This is a genomic window from Massilia sp. AB1, assembly GCF_018119385.1.
GTDB lineage: Bacteria > Pseudomonadota > Gammaproteobacteria > Burkholderiales > Burkholderiaceae_D > Telluria.
In genome coordinates this window covers 112,683-130,570 of sequence record NZ_JAGKSG010000010.1, presented here as the reverse complement: position 1 = coordinate 130,570, position 17,888 = coordinate 112,683, and the positions used below count along the sequence as shown (strand labels likewise).

Below are 17,888 nucleotides of genomic sequence, written 5' to 3'. Positions count from 1 at the left end.
TTTTTTTTTCTTCCTCCGCGGCCCCCCCCGCCCCCCCCCCCCCCCCCCCCCCCCGATCAATCAGGCGTGTTCGCCCTGCTGGTACAGGCCCGCGTACTTCAGGCCGAAGTACAGGATGAAGGCGTAGCATGCCGCCGGCACCACGAAGGACCATTGCAGGCCAATGGTGTCGGCCAGCAGGCCCTGGGCGAAGGGCACCACGGCGCCGCCGACGATGGCCATGCACAGGATGCCCGAAGCCTGGCCGGTGAATTTACCGAGGCGGTACAGGGCCATGCTGAAGATGGTCGGGAACATGATCGAGTTGAACAGGCCGACCGCGATGATCGCCCACATGGCGGCCTGGCCCTGGCCGAAGATGGCGACCATTACCAGCGCGATCGAGGCGGCGGAGTTGAAGGCCAGCGCCTTGCCCGGGCTGACGTAGCGGATGACCGCGAAGCCGATGAAGCGGCCGATCATGGCGCCGCCCCAGTAATAGCTGACGTAGTGGGCCGCGGCGGCATGGCTCAGTCCCGCGATCTGCGGCTCGCCGAAAAAGTTGATCAGGAAGCTGCCGATGCTGACCTCGGCGCCGACGTACAGGAAGATGCCGATGGTGCCCAGCACCAGGTGGCGATGCGCCAGCACCGAGCTCTTGGCGGCGGCGCCGGTAGCGGCGGTGGCGTCGTCGGTGTGCTCGATCTTCGGCAGGCGGGCGAAGGCGAACAGCAGCGCCAGCACCAGCAGCGCGCCGGCCAGGGCCAGGTAAGGTCCCTGGACGCTGGCCGCCTGGGCCGCACGGTAGGCAAGCTGCTCGGCAGCCGGCAGCTGCGCCAGTTCCGCCGCGCCCAGCACGCTGCCCGACAGGATCAGGAAGCCGCCGAGGGCCGGGGCGATCGTGGTGCCCAGCGAGTTGAAAGCCTGGGTCAGGTTCAGGCGGCTCGACGCGTTGCGCGGGTCGCCCAGCACGGTCACGTAGGGATTGGCCGCCACCTGCAGCACCGTGATGCCGGCCGCCAGCACGAAGAAGCCGAACAGGAACAGCCCGTAGCCGCTCTGGGAGGCGGGGTAGAACAGCGCGCAGCCGATGGCCGCGATCACCAGGCCGGCGACGGCGCCGTTCTGGTAGCCGATCTTCTTGATCAGGGCGCCCGCCGGCAGCGACACCAGGAAGTAGGCGCCGAAGAAGCAGAACTGCACCAGCATCGCCTGCACGTAGCTGAGCGTGTACAGCTCCTTCAAGTGCGGAATCAGGACGTCGTTCAGCGCCGTCAGCAGACCCCACATGAAGAACAGGAGAGTGACGATGATCAGCGGGCCGGTGTTCCCGGCTTGCGCCTGCGTTTGCTGCAGCCGCACTGGCTGCGAAATGTGTTCCATGTGGAGTCTCCTAACTATTTTTTATGTGTTGCCTTAGCGGGCCAGGCCTGCGGGGGCCTTCGGCAGGTCGGCGGCGCGCGTGCCCCAGCCCGCGGTGTCCGGCTGTGGCGCCAGCTTGTAGCTGATCGTGCCGGCGGACTGCAGCTGCTCCCAGTCCAGCCAGACGCGCGAGACCGGGCGGCCTGCGTAATTCACCGACTGCACGTAGCGGCGCTCACCCGGCTTGGCTTCCGGCGCTTCGATGCGCAGGACGCGGCCCGGCGCCAGGTCGATCTCGGCGCGCGAGAAGCGCGGCGCATGCAGCAGGAAGCGGCCGCTGCCCGGGACGTCCGGATAAATGCCCAGCGCGCTGAACAGGTACCAGGCCGACATGGTGCCCAGGTCGTCGTTGCCGGTCACGCCGCTCGGGCCGTTGCCGAACAGGGTCTCGGCCGCGCGCAGCACGGTGGTGGTCTTCCACGGCTGGCCCATCAGGGTGTACATCCAGGGCGAATGCAGGTCGGGTTCGTTGTTCGGGTTGTAGCGGAACTGGCTGTAGTAGCTGTACGGTCCCACCACCCACGACTTGCGAACGGCGGCCGGATCGGCCACCAGCGCCTCGTAGTCGAAGAACTGGTCCAGGCGGCGCAGCGCCTGGGAAGTGCCGCCCATCGCCGCGGCCAGGCCCGGCACGTCCTGCGGCACCAGCCACTGGTACTGCCATGCGGTGCCTTCGTGGAAGCCATGGTCGCCGCGCGGGTCGAAGCCGCTGCCGACGTCGGCGAACCAGCTGCCGTCCAGCAGGCGCGGACGCGGGAAGCCGCGCTGGCCGGTCGGCTCGTCGACGACGGTCGGGTCCCAGACCTTCTTCCAGTTCAGGGCGCGCTGCGCCAGCACCTGGGCATCCTTGGTGTGGCCGAGGGCCTTGGCCATGGTCGCCAGCGAGCTGTCGGCCAGCGCGTATTCCAGGGTCGCCGAGGCGCCGTGGTGCGGGTCGGTGTCCATGCCCTTGGAAATGAAGCCGCGGTCATACTGGACGAAGCCCTGGCGCAGGTAGCTCGGATTGCCCGAACGGCCCTGCGGGCGGATGCCGAAGGCCGGCACGCCGAAGGCGTTCTCGCGCAGCGCCGTGTAGGCTTCGCGCTCGCGGCCCTTCAGTGCGCCGAAGCGCCACAGGTCGACCAGGAAAGGCGTGACCGGGTCGCCGGTCATGATGTTGGTTTCGAAGTTGGCGTAGCCCCAGCGCGGCAGCCAGCCGCTCTGCTCGCGGATCTTCAGCACCGAGTTGGCGATGTCGCGCGCACGCTGCGGACGCAGCAGGGCCAGCAGCTGGTTCTGGGCGCGGTAGGTGTCCCACAGCGAGAAGAACTCGTAATAGGTCCAGTCCTTGGCGGTGTGGACCACGTCGTCGTAGCCGCGGTAGCGGCCGTCGGCGTCGTTGCCGGTCAGCGGCTGCAGCAGCGCGTGGTAGAGCGCGGTGTAGAACACGGTGCGGTCGTCATTGCTGCCGCCTTCGATGCGCACGCTGCCCAGTTCGCGCTGCCAGTTGGCCTGCGCCTTGGCCTTCATGGCGTCGAAGCTCATCGGCTTGCCGCCTTCCATGCCTTCCGCCTTCAGGTTGAGGCGCGCGCCTTCCGCGTCCACGTGCGAGATCGCGCTGACGGCGGTGACGGACTGTCCGTTCTTGAGGTCGAAGCTCAGCCAGACGCCGTGCGGCTTGGCCTCGCCCTGCTGGCTGGGGCCGTCCACGTTGGCCCAGCCGGCGCGGTCGTCCCAGATGCCGCGCGCGGCGAAGGGACGGTCGAACTCCATGCGGAACCAGGTGGCGTACTTGGCGCCGCCACAGAAGCTCCTGGTGATGATGCGGCCTTCGACGGCGCGGTCGCCCACCACGCGCACTTCGCTGCCGATCACGGAATGGCGCTCGTTGGCCTGGCCCAGGTTGAGCAGCACGTGGCCGGCGCCGGCCTTCGCGTCGAAGGTGTAGCGCTCGGCGGCGGCGCGGGTCAGCGCGGTCGCCTCGGCCGTGATGCCGCCGTAGCTGGTCAGCTTGACCTTGTAGTAGCCGGCCTGGCCGACTTCGCCCTCATGGGTGTACTCGGCGGCATAGGTCTTGTGGTTGAAGCTGTCCGGCTTCTTGGTGTCGAAGTTGCCGCCCGGGCCGATGGTGCCGGTGACCGGCAGCACCGACAGCTGGCCGCCCTGCTCCCAGCAGCCGGCGCCGGACAGGAAGGAGTGGCCGAAGCCGCGGATCTTCTTGTCGCTGTAGCGGTAGCCGGCGTAGTGGTCGGTGATCGGGCCGACCTGGATCATGCCGAAGGGAGCCGAGGCGCCGGGGAAGGTGTTGCCTTCGTCCTGGGTGCCGATGAAGGTGTTCACCGGCATGCTGTTATCCGCCGGCGCGGCCTGCAGGGCCACGGGCAGTACGAGAGCCGCCAGCAGGGCCCCCACTTGGAATCGACTCATCACGTTCCCTCTCCTTCGAGCTGTTCGAACAATTGGTGCATGGCCGCCGGTTGCGGCGGGGTGGCGCCGGCCTGCAGGCAGGCGGCGGAACCGGCCGCCAGTGCGGCGTGCAGGTGGGATTGCAGCGGACGGCCGGGGTGGCGCGCCAGGCTGTGCAGCAGGCCGGCCACGCTCGCGTCGCCGGCGCCGACCGTGTCCACCACGGCCACTTTGGGGGCGCGCGCATCGGCGCGCTGGGCGCCGTGGAACAGGCTGGCGCCCTGGCCGCCGCGGGTGAACAGGCAATAGCCGGCCGGGTTGAAGGCGCGCACGCGCTCCAGCGCGACGTCCAGCTCGACACGAGGGAACAGGCCGCGCAGGTCGTCGTCGGACACCTTGATCACGTCCGCCAGCGCCGCCATGCGGCGCAGGGTCGGCTCGTAGCCCTCTTCCATCAGGTTGCGATAGTTCGGGTCGTAGCTGATCGTCACACCCTGCTCCTTCAGGCGCTGGGCCAGGGCCACCAGGGTCGAGGCCAGCGGTTCGCGGGCCAGGCTGATGCCGCCGAAGTGCGCCCAGCGCAGCCCGTCGGCCCAGCCGGCAGGGAATGCCGCCGGATCGAAATGCAGGTCGGCGCTGTCGTCGCCGATGAAGAAATAGCGGGGCGGCTCGCACTTTTCCACGATCGCCAGCAGCGGCGAACGCTCCACGCGCTGCAGCAGGCGGGTGTCCAGGCCCACGGCTTCGCTGGCCTGCCACAGGGCGTCGCCGAAGCGGTCGCGGCTGATGGCGCCGGCGAAGGCGGTCGGTTCGCCCAGCACGGCCAGGGCGCGCGCCACGTTCCACACGGAGCCGCCGACGCGGCTGACCCAGCGCTCCTCGCCCTGGTCGATTATGTCGGTGAGCGCCTCGCCGGCGCACAGCATCAAAGGCGCATCACGCATGGCCCGGCTCCTTCAGCACGCGCACGATGTCATAGCACGCGCCCATGGTGTGGTAGTCGACCTTGCCGGCCGGGCTCTTCTCGTCGCTCAGCTTGCGGTTCTGGCGGTCCAGGATGCGCCACCAGGCGCCGTTGTGGTGATCGACGAAATGGGTCCAGCTGTATTCCCACAGGCGCTGGTACCAGTCCCAGTATTCGGCCTTGCCGGTGCGCTCGGCCAGCATGGCGGCGGCCGCCGCGCTTTCGGCCTGGACCCAGAAATACTTGTGCCAGTCGCAGATCGTCAGGTCGGGCGCCAGCGAGTAGCACAGGCCGCCGTTCTCCTGGTCCCAGCCCTTCTCCACCGCGACCGTGAACAGCCTTTCCGCGGTCGGCAGCAGCCAGCCCAAGTCTTTCCCCAGGACGTCGCCGCGCTCTTCCAGCTGCACCAGCAGCTTGGCCCACTCGGTGAAGTGGCCCGGCTGGTAGCCCCAGGGGCGGAACAGGTTTTCCGGATCGTCGAAGTTGAAGCGCCAGTCGGGACGCCACTGCTCGTCGTAGTGCTCCCAGATCAAGCCGCCGCAGCGCTCGGCCTGGCGCTGGGTGATGTTGTAGGCGATGGTGTAGGCGCGTTCCAGGTAGCGCAGCTCGCCGGTGGCCTGCCAGGCCGCCTGCAGCGCTTCGCAGGCGTGCATGTTGGCGTTCTGGCCACGGTAGGTCGAGCGCTCGCTCCAGTCCTGGCTGGCCTCGTCGGCATACAGGCCGGCTTCGGCGTCCCAGAAGCGGCGCTCCATCAGGTTGAAGGTTTCCTCGATCCAGGGACGCGCCTCGTCCAGGCCCGCCATGGTGGCGTGGGCGTAGGCCAGCAGCACGAAGGCCTGGCCATAGGCGTGGTTGGTGCCGTCTTCGATCTGGCCGCCATTCAGCATCCAGGCGTAGCCGCTGCCGTCGGGGGCGCGGTGCGCATCGCGCACGAAGCGCAGGGCGTGCTTCAGGCCTTCCAGGTAAGCCGGGTCCTGGAAATGGCGGTAGGCCATGGCATAGGTGAACACGAAGCGCGTGCTGCTCACCAGGTGGCGGTGCTGGGCGTCGTAGACCGCGCCGTCATCCTTGAAATAATGGAAAAGGCCGCCGGCCGGGTCGATCGCGCGCGGGTGGTAGAAGCGCATGGTGCGGTGCGCATGGTCGAGCAGGACGGCCGGGCTGCGGAAGTTCGGGAAATTGTTCATGTTGGGCAGGGTGAAGTGCATTAGTCGTCGCAGCTGCTTTCGCGCACGATCATCTCGACTGGCAGGGTGATTTGGGAGGGGTTGTCTTCGGGTTTCTGGAGCAGCAGTTCGACCCCGGCGCGGCCCAGCGCTTCCTTGTCCACGCGGATCGTGCTGAGCGGGGGGATGGCGGCGGAGGCGGCGGCGATGTCGTCGAAGCCCACGATGGCGATGTCGTAGGGGATCTTCATGCCTTCGTTCAGGCAGTACTTCATGGCCGCCAGCGCGGTGCTGTCGTTGTAGCAAAACACGGCATCGGCCCGCTTCGGCAGGCTGAGCAGGGTGCGCATGGCTTCCGCCACGGCTTCGTCGCCATCGCCCATGGTCGGGACGATGACTTCCAGGTCCGGGTCGGCGTGGACCTTGGCGTCGAACAGCGCCTGGCGGAAACCGCGGTTGCGCTGCTGGATACTGTAGTGGGCCAGGGAGCCGGACAGCATGGCGATGCGCTTGCGGCCGCAGCGCAGCAGGTGCTGGGTGGCGAGGTAGCCGCCGCGCATGTTGTCGGGATTGACCGAGGTGAAGCCGCGGCGGTGCATGTCGACCAGCACCATCGGCTTGCCGACCTGCTGCAGGGCGCTCAGGACTTCCGGCTCGAAGAAGCCGGCGCACAGGATCGCATCCGGCTGGTGCAGGCGGATCTGGCCCAGCACCGGCTCCGCCGGGCCCACCGCGATGAAGGACAGGGCGATGCCCTCGCGGCGGCAGGCTTCCTCGGCGCCATGCAGCACCGGCGAGAAGAAGGGGCTGGACGACAGGGTGTTGTGCTGGCTGTGCAGCAGGAAGGCGATGCGGCGGATACGGCCTTTTTTCAGCTGGCCGAAGTCGTAGCCCAGCCGGATGGCGGCGTCGCGCACCTTGTCGCGGGTGACCTCGGTCATGCCGGCCTGATTCTTCAGTGCGCGCGAAACCGTGCCGATGGACAGGCCGGTGGTTTCCGCGATGTCGCGCAGGGTGACCTGGCTCACGGTTGCCCCCTCGAAATCAAGTGCATGAGAGTCTCCAAAGTTCCGTTTTAATAAACGCGTCTGGCGGCGTTTTCCGGCGCTTGCCGGCTGGTGCCGGGCTGCGCCTGCTTCATAGCTGACGATAGCTGAGTTTTATATCAGTCGCGTTTCGGGGGAGTCAACCAAAGGCACGCAAACAGGGTGCATTTTCGCGTGTTTTACTAAACAGACTCCCGCGCCTTTTCGGCGATTTTCAGGGTGGCGTCACCCCTGCCCTGCGCCGTCCGGCGCTCAGGGCATCCAGCCTCAGCCAGGCCGGCGGCAGGGCCCGGGACGCAGTTTTGGCGCTGGCCGGCGCGGCAAGCAGATCGGCCACGGAGCGCAGTTTCAAGGCCTTGCGCAGCGCCGCCAGGCCTGCCTTGGACGACACGCGCAGCGATACTTTCTCCTGCGGCAGCAGGGTCACGGCGTTGTCGGCGACTTCGGCGTCCAGGTCGCCGAAATCCACCCACACGCCGCGCGCGAGCGTCGCGGCCTGCAGGTCGAGCACATAGTCCTTGCCGTCGCGGCGCAGGCTCGCGCGCAGCGCGGGCTCCGGCCAGCGCAGGTCCTTGGCGGCCTTGAAATACACCACGCGGCGCGAAGCCGGCTCGCCCTCGGCCTTCAGCTCGAACACGGCGACCGTGGCCGCCGGATCGGCCTGGCCCAGCAGTTCGGCATCCTGGTAGGCGGCCACCCTGGCCGCCGACAGCGGCGCCAGCTCGACCGGCGTGCGCTCGTCGCGCAGCAGCTTGCCGTCCAGGCTCATCACCCGCAGGCGCAACTCGCCCTTGAGCGTCCGGGTGCGGTCGTTCAGCAGGCTGACCGCAGTCCTGCCTTCGGGAGTGCGCAGCGCGGCCACCGCGACCGGCGCGTAGAAGCGGCGCGCATGGAAGTGCAGCGCCTTCCAGCGCCCGAACCAGTCCACGCTCGACCAGGACGCGCCCGGCCACACATCGTTGAGCTGCCAGTAGAGCGACCCCATCGTGAACGGACGGCTGGCGCGGTGATGCAGCGCGGCCAGCTCGATGCCCTCGGCCTGGGCGGCCTGGCTCAGGTAGACGAAATCGGCGAAGTCCCTGGTCTCGCCGAATTCATAGTCCACGTACTTCATCAGCCGCTCATTGCCCTTCCCGGCCAGGAATTTCTGGTGCGCCTCGATCACCGGGCTGGCGATGCCCTGCTCGCTGCGCTTCGCGAAGGCGTCGATGGTGCGCTGCACCGGCCAGGCCTGCAGGCCGTACTCGGACATGAAGCGCGGCGTGATCTCCAGGTACTTCGAGGGCGGATGCGCCGGGTTGCCCCACACTTCCCAGTAATGCATGTCGCCGCTGGCGGGCGTATTCGCCACTTCCGCCAGGTCGTCGCCGGGGGAGCTGGACCAGTAGCCGATGCCGCCGCCCTCTTCCGCCACCACCTTGCGCAGGTCCGTGCCGAACAGCTGCACATAGCCCTTCCACACCTTGTCGGCGAAGGCCGGATCGGCCTCCTTCAGCGTCTTGCCGTGGCCCCAGTACTTCCACGCGATCTCTTCCTCGTTGTTGCCGCACCACAGGACGATGCTCGGATGGTTGCGCAGGCGGCGCACCTGGTCGCGCGCCTCCGCGACCACGTTGGCGCGGAAGGCGTCGTCATAAGCCGGCTGCATGCCGCCGCCGAACATGAAGTCCTGCCAGACCATCAGGCCCAGCTCGTCGGCCAGGTCGAAGAATTCGTCGCTCTCGTAATAGCCGCCGCCCCAGCTGCGCACCATGTTCATGTTGGCGTCGCGCGCCGATTCCAGCACGCGGCGCAGCTTGGCCTTGCTCACGCGCGGCTGGAACATGTCGAAGGGGATGGAGTTCGCGCCCTTGGCAAACACGGGAATGCCATTCACGGCGAAATAGAAGCTTTTGCCTTTGTCGTCGGCGTCGCGGCGCAGTTCGACCTTGCGCAGGCCGGTGCGCGCGCCGGCCTTGACGCCGCCGAGCTCGACCTCGTAACGGTACAGCGGCTGGGCGCCGTAGCCGGCCGGGAACCAGCGCTGCGGGCGCTCGATCCGCACCGGCAGTTCGATGCGGCTGGCGCCGGCGCGCAGTTCGACGCGGCGCTGGGCCGCCAGCGAGCGCTTGCCGTCCGGCGCGGTCTGCCACAGGCGCACTTCCTGCGCGCCCTCGCGCACCGCGTCCACCGTCACGATGGCGGCGATGTCGGCGCGCGCTTCCTCGACGCGGTCCTGGCGCAGCTGCAGGTCGTCGATGCGCAGCGCATCCCAGCTCTCCAGCACGACCGGCTTCCAGATGCCGGCGGTGACATAGCGCGGACCCCAGTCCCAGCCGTAGTGGTAGCCCGGCTTGCGCGCGAAGTTGCCGGTCATCGCATCCTTCGGCTCGTCGCCGTAGGGCGAGGGATAGTTGCCGGCGATCTTGTTCGGCATCGCCTGCACCTGCGGCAGCAGCTTCGCAATCGGCGAGCGCAGCACGATGCGCAATTCATTGTCCCTGGCGCGCAGCTTGCCCTGCACCGGCACGCGCCAGGTGCGGAAGGCGTTGTTCGCGTCGAGCAGCTTCTCGCCGTTGAGCCAGACCTCGGCGAAGGTATCCAGCCCTTCGAACACCAGGTCGCTGCGCGCGGCGCTCAAGGCGCTGCGCGGCGCGTCGAAACGGGTGCGGTATTCCCAGTCGGCCAGGCCGATCCACTGCAGGGCCGCCTCCGGCGCGCCGACATAGGGATCGGGAATCAGCTTGTTCGCGAACAGGTCGGCATGCACGGTGCCCGGCACCGCCGCGGCGCGCCAGGCTGCCGCTTCCGGATGCGCATCCAGCTGCGCATTGCCGGGCGCGAGGCGGAAGCTCCAGCCCTTGTCGATTACGAACTGCCCGGGCGCGGCCGCCATGGCCGCACCCGCCGCCAGGGCGGCGCAGAGTCCCAGGAAAAAGCGCAACAGGGATTGCATGCTCATGGTGCGGGAGCCTTCCAGTATCGGTTGATCCATTCCTGGTGGGTCGGCATGGTGGCGACGGCCTGCTTCAGGTTCGCACGCAAGTCTTCGACAACCTCGACCAGCCTGTCCTCGGGCATCTCGTCCACGATCGGGTGGTAGCCCTGCGGGACGATGCGCTGGCCCAGCATCACCTGGACCCAGCTGGGCAGCGCGAAGAAGTCCTCGCCGTTGCGGAAGTAGCGTCCGTCGGCGCGGAACAGCTCGACCGTCTCGCGCAGGCTGTCCGGGATCGGCATCGTGCGGCAGGTGTCCCAGAACGGCGTGTCGTCGCGCTCGGTCGCGTTGTAGTGGAGGATCAGGAAATCGCGGATCCGTTCGTATTCGAAGGCGGATTCGCGGTTGAAGCGCTCGATCAGCAGCGGACTGAAGTCGCGCTGGGGGAACAGCGCCAGCAGGCGGGTGATGCCCGACTGGGCCAGGTAGATGCTGGTGGACTCGAGCGGCTCGAGGAAGCCGCTGGCGAGGCCTAGCGCCACCACATTCTTGTTCCAGAACTTCTTGCGCATGCCGGTGGTGAAGCGCAGGGAGCGCGGCTCGGCCAGCGCCTTGCCGTCCAGGTTGGCCAGCAGGGTCGCCGCCGCTTCGTCGTCGCTGATATGGCGGCTGGAATACACATAGCCGTTGCCGACGCGGTGCTGCAGCGGAATGCGCCATTGCCAGCCCGCCGCCAGCGCAGTCGAACGGGTGTAAGGGGTGATCGGATCGACGCCTTCGCTGGGCACGGCCATCGCGCGGTCGCAGGGCAGCCAGTGCGACCAGTCTTCGTAGCCGGTCTTGAGGGTCTGTTCGATCAGCAGGCCGCGGAAGCCCGAGCAGTCGATGAACAGGTCGCCGCCGACGCTTTCCCCGTTTTCCAGGGTCACCGATTCGATGAAGCCGTCGCCGGCGCGCTGCTGCACGCCGACGATCTTGCCTTCGATGCGGCGCACGCCGCGCTGCTCCGCCAGCTCGCGCAGGTAGCGCGCGTACAGGGTGGCGTCGAAGTGGTAGGCGTAGGCGATGTCGGCCAGGGGCGAGCCCGGCGCAGCGTTCCTGTCGCCGGGGGCGAACTTGCCTTGCGGCGCCATCACGGTCTGCGGCGAATAGTCGCCGATCGGACCCGCGCGGCCCGACTGGTGCAGCTTGAGCCAGAACTGGTGGAAAGGCAGCGGTCCCAGCGAACGGCCGATGGCCCCGAAACCGTGGATGTAGCTGTCGCCGATGCGGCTCCAGTTGTTGAATTCGATGCCGAGCTTGATCGTGCCCTGGGTACGCTTGACGAATTCCGCCTCGTCGATGCCCAGCCACTGCCCGTTGAACATCTTGATGTGCGGGACACTGGCCTCGCCGACCCCGACGATGCCGATTTCCTCGGACTCGACCAGGCGGATCGAGGCGCCCTTGCCCAGGTAGGTGGCCAGGGCCGCGGCGGCCATCCAGCCCGCGCTGCCTCCACCGACGACCGTGATGTTGCGGATCCGGTTTTGCGTATCCATTGCGTCGCCCAACGAAAGATGGCTTTGCCCGCGGAACGGGCAAAGCCTTTGAAGACGGCCCCCCGGTCCTTTTAGGACCGGGGAGGAACGGAGGCTTAGAACTTGTAGTTCAGGCCCGCGTACACGACACGGCCGGCGTAGCTGTTGGAGTAGAAGCGCGCCTTGGTGTCGTTACCCAGGTGAGAACGGCTTTCTTCCTCGGTCAGGTTCAGCACCGACGCGGTCAGGCTGAGCTGCTTGGAGAAGTTGTACGCGAAGTTCACGTCGACCTGGCTGAACGGCTCCTGATACACGTTCAAGCCGTTGACCAGGCCGTTCACCACTTCGCCGCGGCGGTTGTACGACGCGCGCGCCAGGAACTTGTCGGTCTCGTAGAACACAGTCAGGTTGAGCTGGTTCTTGGCGCTGCCGACCAGCGGCGACTTGCCGATCTCGGTGCCGTCTTCCAGGGTGATGGCTGCCTGGTTGGTCTTGTTGTACGTGTAGTTGAACTGGAAGCCGAGGCCGGAATCCAGGGTGTGCTGCGCGTACAGTTCGACGCCTTCCGACACCGCGTCGCGGCCGCCGGCGCTGGTCGAGTAGTTCTGCACCGTCACGTTCTCGCCGCCGATGGTCATGTTCATGTCCATCACGACCGGCACGGCGAAGTTGCTGACGTTCTTGCGGAACACGCCGGCGCCGAGCACCGAACCGCGGTCGAAGTACCATTCCAGGCCCAGGTCGTACTGGGTGGCCTTGTACGCTTCCAGGTTCTTGTTGCTGCCCGAACCGAACCAGCCCTGCTGGTCGCCGCCACCGATCAGGCGGCGGTCGTTGACGTATTCCTGGCTGTAGTAGTTCAGGCCGCCCGGGAAGGCGATGTCGCCGTAGCTCGGGCGCGCCACCACTTTCGAGGCCGCGGCACGCACCAGCAGGGTGTCGCTCAGGTCGTAGGCGATGTTCAGGCTAGGCAGCACGTCGTTGTAGGTGCGGTCCAGCGAGCTGACTTCGAACGAGGACACGCGTGCGGTGCTGTCCGGCAGCCTGGTGAAGCCGCTGGTACAGCCCGAACCGGCCGGTGCGCCGGCAGCCGGCAAGCCGCCCGCCTGGCACGGCGCCGGTGCGCCGTTCACGTTGTAGAAGTAGTCGTTGTAGCTCTCGACCTGGTCGGTCGAATCCGCGTGCTGCTTGGTGCGCACATAACGCACGCCCAGGTTGCCGCGCATGCGGTCGGTCTTGAAGTTACCCTGGAAGTACAGCGCCGAGATCTTTTCGTCGACGTGGTAGACGAAGTTGTCTTCGTTACGGGTCTGCATGTCGCCGTAGGTCGCGTTCAGGTGCGCGATGTAGGCCGGGTAGTTAATCGCCGGGAAAGCGCTGGCCTTGATGCCGCCGGTGAGGTTGCCCAGCGATTCGCCGTACAGGAAGGACGGCTGGAAGCGGTTGGCGGTCGGGTCGCAGCCTGCCTGGTAGCGCTTGTCGTAGTCGCTCGGATCGGCGCCCTGGCAAACCCAGTAGTTGTTGCCGGTGCTGCGGCTGGTGCCGCCGTCGCGGTACTTGGCGCCGAACTGCACCGAATCCAGCCACGAGCTGTCGGTGTGCCAGACGAAGTCGGCCTGGGCGTACTTCTGCTGGGTGCTGTTCTTGGTCCACGAGGACGAGGTCGAGCCCAGGTCGATTTCGCCGATGCCGTTCATCAGGTTGGTCATCAGCTGCGGCGCGAAGGTCATGGTCGGCGTGCCGTTGGTGGTCCAGGCGCTGGCGGTGTTGCCCAGTGCCCAGCTGCCGTCCGCGTTCTGGCGGCGCGGCTTGATCGGCATACCGAACTGCATTTCCGGACCGCCGGTGGCCCAGGTACGGCCAGCGGTGAACGACGCGTCCAGCGACTCGCCCTTCCATTCGGCGGTGAAGTCGAAGACTTGCGAGCGCGCCTTCTCGCGGTTGTAGCTGCCGGTGATCTGCGGGGTCGGGATGGTGCAGTCGTCCGGACCGAAGCCGCCGGTATTGGTCAGGCCGCCCGCTGCCGCCTGTTCGCCGCTGCAGTAGTAAGTCTTGTTCGGATGGACGCTGTATTGCGCGCCGGTGACGATGGTGCCGCTCGGGTCGAAGGTCAGGCCGTCCAGCAGGCGGCCGCCCGGCCAGTTGCCGTCGCCGTCATAGCGCGCCAGGTTCCATTCCGGGACCTTGAGCGTATTGGTCTGCGAGTTCTGCTTCAGGTCGAAGCGGAAGTAGTTGGCGGTCAGGTTCAGGTTGCGCATCGGCTTGAACTGCAGGGTCAGCTGGCCGCCCTTGCGCACGCGCTCTTCTTCCTTGACGTTCAGGTTGACCGAGGTCGGCATCATGAAGTTCGTGTAGTACTTGCCGTTCTGGTCGTAGAAGCCCGACTGGCCCCACCAGTAGGAAGTCAGGTCCGATTCCTTGCCGTTGACGTCGGTGGCCGGGTTGGTGCGGTAGTTGTCGCCATACCACTGCCAGTTTTCGGTGTCGGCGCCCATGGTGCGGGTGGTGCGCTTCTGCTGGGTCAGGCCGACCAGGACGCCGAAGCGGTTGCTTTCGTCGTGCCAGGCGTACTGGCCGGAGAACTGGCCGTCGGCCTTCTTGGTGGTGTCGGCCCAGGTGCCTTCGGCGTTGACGAAGCCGCTTCCCGACGGCACGTCCAGCGGACGGCGGGTCTTCAGGATGACGGTGCCGCCGATGCCGCCTTCGTCGAGGCGCGCTTCCGGGGTCTTGTACAGCTCGGCGCTCGACAGCATGTTCGAGGGCATCAGCATGTAGTTGAACGAACGGGTCGGATCGCCGTTCGATTCGGCGGTGGCGACGTAGTTGCCGTTCAGCTGGGTCAGGGTCAGTTCCGAGGACAGGCCGCGGACGCTGACGTTCTTGCCCTCGCCGCCGCTGCGGGTGACGACCACGCCCGGCACGCGCTGCAGCGCGTCGGCGACGTTCTTGTCTGGGAATTTACCGACGTCTTCGGCGGTGATCACCTCGACGATCGAATTGGCGTTGCGCTTCTGGTCGAGGCTCTTCTCGATCGCGTAACGGTAGCCGGTCACGACCACCTGGGCCGGCTGGCCGGCGTCGGCCGTCTGCCCGGTCTGTTCGCCGGCGGGCGTGGTCTGCGCGTGAGCGGCGCTCATGCTCAACAGGGCCAGGGCAACCGCCGTGGCAATCGGCGTGGTGCGCACGACCTGGCGCGAAGCAAGAACTTTCCTGAACATCATTTTGAGATCTCCTTATCGTGCCCTATGGATGGGCTCTTTTATGGCGCTACAGAGGGTCTTCCGCCAAAGCGCACTCGGTGGCAGCCCTGGATTGGGACATGAATGGCCGGCACCAACCGCCTTGGAACTGTTCCTGGTCAAGCATGGCCGGCCGACCAGGGAGGTTCTGGCGCAAGCCGACGGGTCCGGATGCGGCGACATTTACTAAACGACCTGCCGGCGACTCCTGACACCTCGGTATAGCGCTTCAGCCTGAGGGAGTTATACAAATTCGATGGTGGGAACTCAACAAACTTTCAATAAACACGCGCAGTTTAGCCCCGTTTTCCTAAACAAGATTGTTGCGCATTTACATCAGAAGCGGCGGATTTGCCCGGCTTTTTAGCAAAAAAGTTAGCGCTAAATTTCAATTTCCCCGAGTAAATACAATCACTTACAAATTACCTATTCAGGATGCATGGCGCGGTCGAACGCGCTGTTGCGCTTGTTTAGCGAACGTCCGCGCAACAGGCGCCGTCCTGCGTGCCGCCGCGTCCTCCAAAGCCGTATCATGGACTGCCTCCACCTTTCGCCGAAAGGAAGACCATGTCCGAGACCTACACCGTCCATACCCCCGCCGGCCACTTCGACTGCTACCTTGCCCGTCCAACGGCGGCCGGCCCGCATCCGGTCATCATCGTGTTGCAGGAGATCTTCGGCGTGAACGCCGGGATCCGCGGCATCGCCGACCACTACGCCGCACTGGGCTACCTGGCGCTCTGCCCCGACCTGTTCTGGCGCGCCGAGCCCGGCCTGTCGCTGTCCGAGGACAAGGACGGCGACTGGGCCAGGGGCGCCCAGCTCTACCAGTCCTACAACCTCGACTGGGGGGTGCAGGACATCGCCGCCACCATCGGCGCCGCGCGCAGCATGGAGGGTTCCAGCGGCAAGGTCGGCGTCACCGGCTACTGCCTGGGCGGCCTGATGACCTTCCTGAGCGCCGCGCGCACCGATGGCGACGCCTTCGCCGCCTACTATGGCGGCGGCACCGAGCGCTATCTGGACGAGGCCGACAACATCGGCGCACCCCTGCTCTACCACCTGGCCGGCGCCGACGAGTACATGAACCAGGATGCGCGGCACCGCATCCATGCCACCCTGGCCGGCAAGCCCCATGCCGAAGTGCATACCTATCCGGGCTGCCATCACGCCTTCGCGCGTCCCGGCGGCAAGCATTTCGACGCGGCCGCCGCCAGCCTGGCCAACAGCCGCACCGAGGACTTCTTCGCGCGCACGCTGCATTGAAAGCGGCGTCGCCAGGGCACAACAGGCTCTCCGCGCAATTCCCGTTTTTTCGCCTGCGAAGCCGGCAGATGGGCTTTTTTTTGCCGTTCGTTATGCAAAGTTCATCGACACGGATAGATTCGGAGAGTATTTATATGTTGTCACACGGAATTATTTGGCGCAGCCGCGCATGAACGCACCCGCAAGGCAAAACATCATGAAACTCTCGAACATGAAGGTCGGCACCATGCTTGGCGCTGGCTTTACCCTGGTCCTCAGCCTCCTTGCCGTCATCGTCGTCAGCGCCCTGATCGGCATGGCCGACATGCGCGCGCGCACGCAGCAGATCGCGGACGTCAACAATCTGCGCATCGAACTGGCCAATGTCCTGATCGACACCATTCGCAACCGCGCGATCCAGGTCCGCAACATCGCCCTGCTCAGCGACGAAGCCGGAATCGCCGCCCAGCAGCGCGCGATGGACAACGAAGCCGCCATCTACGCCAAGACCTGGAAGGAGCTTGTCCCCTTGTTCGACCTGCCAGGCACCCTGCCGGAGGAGAAAGCGGCGCTCGCGCGGGTCGCCGAGGTGGAGAGGACGGCCATTCCCGTACTCGACAAGGCCACCCGGCTCGGCCTGGCCAGGCAGACCGAGCAGGCCGCCCAGGTCCTGATCGGCGAACTCAAGCCGCTGCAAGAGAACTGGATCGACGCGACCAACGCGCTGATCGTCCTGGAAGGCAAGCTCAACAAGCAGGCGGGCGAGGCCTCATCCACGGCCTACGAACGCGCCCGCGCCATGACCATCGGGCTTGCCTGCCTGGCGCTGGCTGCAGGCGCGCTGGCCGCCTTTGCCATCACCCGCACCCTGCTGCGCCAGCTGGGCGGCGAACCCCGCTATGCCGCCGAGGTGGCGGCGCGCATCGCCGCCGGCGACCTGGCGTCCCCGGTCGAGACCAAGGCCGGCGACACGGCCAGCATGATGGCGGCAATGAAGACGATGCGCGACCGGCTGGCCGGCATCGTGGCCCAGGTACGCAGCGGTACCGATGCGATCGCCTCCAACTCGTCCCAGGTGGCGGCCGGCAGCCAGGACCTGTCCTCGCGCACCGAAGAACAGGCCAGCTCGCTGGAAGAAACCGCTGCCTCGATGGAAGAGCTGACCGGCACCGTCAAGCAGAACGCCGACAATGCGCGCCAGGCGAACCTGATGGCCGATGCCGCCTCGAACGTGGCCCAGAAAGGCGGCGCCGCCATCGGCGAAGTGATGGGCACGATGGCGGACATCAGCGCCTCGGCCAGCAAGATCCGCGACATCATCGGCGTGATCGACGGCATCGCCTTCCAGACCAACATCCTGGCCCTGAATGCCGCCGTGGAAGCGGCGCGCGCCGGCGAGCAGGGCCGCGGCTTCGCGGTGGTGGCCACGGAAGTGCGCAACCTGGCCCAGCGCTCCGCGGGCGCAGCCAAGGAGATCAAGGAACTGATCGAAGATTCGTCCAGCAAGGTCGAGAACGGCAGCCGGCAGGTGAACGCGGCCGGCGCCACCATCCTCGAGATCGTCGACAGCGTCAAGCGCGTCACGGACATCATGAGCGAGATCAGCGCCGCCAGCCAGGAACAGACCGCAGGCATCGAGCAGGTGAACCAGGCGATCGCTTCGATGGACCAGGTCACCCAGCAGAACGCCGCCCTGGTCGAGGAAGCGGCAGCGGCCGCGGAAACCATGCAGGTGCAGGCCGGCCGCCTGAGCGAAGCCGTCAGCGTGTTCCGCCTGGATGGCATGCAGGAGGCTGCACCGCCCACCGTCAAGGCGTCCAGGCCTTCCAGTGCGCGGCCGGCGTCCATGCCCGCGCCGCAGCGCCAACTGGCTGCGGCCGCCGCCGACGGCTGGGAAACCTTCTAAGCATCATTTTTCCGGCCGCCCGTGCAGTCCCGCCGGGCGGCGCATCCTTTCGACGCCACGCAAGCCGCGGCGCCGCCGCCCTGCCCTTCCCCCCACAAC

At 66.8% G+C, this 17,888-nt stretch carries 10 protein-coding genes; 2 read left to right on the top strand and 8 right to left on the bottom strand.

Translation table 11 applies throughout. The features are described from left to right. Window positions 1-60: 60 nt before the first annotated feature. The 8 genes from J8847_RS08650 to J8847_RS08615 form a co-directional block, all read right to left on the bottom strand. The gene (locus J8847_RS08650) at window positions 61-1,362 is read right to left on the bottom strand and encodes a sugar MFS transporter (protein WP_211524283.1); all 1,302 of its coding nucleotides are present in this window, start codon (window positions 1,360-1,362) and stop codon (window positions 61-63) included. A gap of 33 nt (window positions 1,363-1,395) precedes the next feature. Next, a complete protein-coding gene (locus tag J8847_RS08645) occupies window positions 1,396-3,807 on the bottom strand; it encodes a GH92 family glycosyl hydrolase (RefSeq protein WP_211524282.1) in 2,412 nt (803 codons plus the stop codon). Further along, the gene (locus tag J8847_RS08640; protein WP_211524281.1) at window positions 3,807-4,730 is read right to left on the bottom strand and encodes a carbohydrate kinase; all 924 of its coding nucleotides are present in this window, start codon (window positions 4,728-4,730) and stop codon (window positions 3,807-3,809) included. The genes J8847_RS08645 and J8847_RS08640 overlap by 1 nt, the downstream gene beginning before the upstream one ends. Next, a complete protein-coding gene (locus J8847_RS08635; protein ID WP_229512638.1) occupies window positions 4,723-5,958 on the bottom strand; it encodes an AGE family epimerase/isomerase in 1,236 nt (411 codons plus the stop codon). Before J8847_RS08635 ends, J8847_RS08640 begins: the two co-directional genes overlap by 8 nt. Next, on the bottom strand, window positions 5,958-6,944 hold the full coding sequence (locus J8847_RS08630) for a LacI family DNA-binding transcriptional regulator (protein ID WP_211524280.1): 987 nt from the start codon (window positions 6,942-6,944) through the stop codon (window positions 5,958-5,960). Before J8847_RS08630 ends, J8847_RS08635 begins: the two co-directional genes overlap by 1 nt. Window positions 6,945-7,176: 232 nt before the next feature. Continuing rightward, a complete protein-coding gene (locus tag J8847_RS08625; protein WP_229512636.1) occupies window positions 7,177-9,903 on the bottom strand; it encodes a glycoside hydrolase family 2 protein in 2,727 nt (908 codons plus the stop codon). After that, the gene (locus J8847_RS08620) at window positions 9,900-11,420 is read right to left on the bottom strand and encodes a tryptophan halogenase family protein (protein ID WP_211524278.1); all 1,521 of its coding nucleotides are present in this window, start codon (window positions 11,418-11,420) and stop codon (window positions 9,900-9,902) included. The genes J8847_RS08625 and J8847_RS08620 overlap by 4 nt, the downstream gene beginning before the upstream one ends. Before the next feature lie 95 nt (window positions 11,421-11,515). Further along, complete coding sequence (locus J8847_RS08615) at window positions 11,516-14,620, bottom strand: TonB-dependent receptor (RefSeq protein WP_211524277.1); 3,105 nt, start codon at window positions 14,618-14,620, stop codon at window positions 11,516-11,518. Window positions 14,621-15,205: 585 nt separating this feature from the next. On the opposite strand from J8847_RS08615, the gene J8847_RS08610 reads away from it, so the two are divergent. Further along, window positions 15,206-15,904 carry a dienelactone hydrolase family protein gene (locus J8847_RS08610; RefSeq protein ID WP_211524276.1) on the top strand — a complete coding sequence of 233 codons (699 nt, stop codon included), beginning with the start codon at window positions 15,206-15,208 and terminating at the stop codon, window positions 15,902-15,904. Window positions 15,905-16,100: 196 nt separating this feature from the next. Further along, window positions 16,101-17,789 carry a methyl-accepting chemotaxis protein gene (locus J8847_RS24410; protein ID WP_307727505.1) on the top strand — a complete coding sequence of 563 codons (1,689 nt, stop codon included), beginning with the start codon at window positions 16,101-16,103 and terminating at the stop codon, window positions 17,787-17,789. Window positions 17,790-17,888 lie beyond the last annotated feature (99 nt).

Bases quoted from the DNA above. Each gene is read 5' to 3' on its own strand.
- J8847_RS08650 (WP_211524283.1), bottom strand. From the start codon at position 1,362: ATGGAACACATTTCGCAGCCAGTGCGGCTGCAGCAAACGCAGGCGCAA.
- J8847_RS08645 (WP_211524282.1), bottom strand. From the start codon at position 3,807: ATGAGTCGATTCCAAGTGGGGGCCCTGCTGGCGGCTCTCGTACTGCCC.
- J8847_RS08640 (WP_211524281.1), bottom strand. From the start codon at position 4,730: ATGCGTGATGCGCCTTTGATGCTGTGCGCCGGCGAGGCGCTCACCGAC.
- J8847_RS08635 (WP_229512638.1), bottom strand. From the start codon at position 5,958: ATGCACTTCACCCTGCCCAACATGAACAATTTCCCGAACTTCCGCAGC.
- J8847_RS08625 (WP_229512636.1), bottom strand. From the start codon at position 9,903: ATGAGCATGCAATCCCTGTTGCGCTTTTTCCTGGGACTCTGCGCCGCC.
- J8847_RS08620 (WP_211524278.1), bottom strand. From the start codon at position 11,420: ATGGATACGCAAAACCGGATCCGCAACATCACGGTCGTCGGTGGAGGC.
- J8847_RS08615 (WP_211524277.1), bottom strand. From the start codon at position 14,620: ATGATGTTCAGGAAAGTTCTTGCTTCGCGCCAGGTCGTGCGCACCACG.
- J8847_RS08610 (WP_211524276.1), top strand. From the start codon at position 15,206: ATGTCCGAGACCTACACCGTCCATACCCCCGCCGGCCACTTCGACTGC.
- J8847_RS24410 (WP_307727505.1), top strand. From the start codon at position 16,101: ATGAAACTCTCGAACATGAAGGTCGGCACCATGCTTGGCGCTGGCTTT.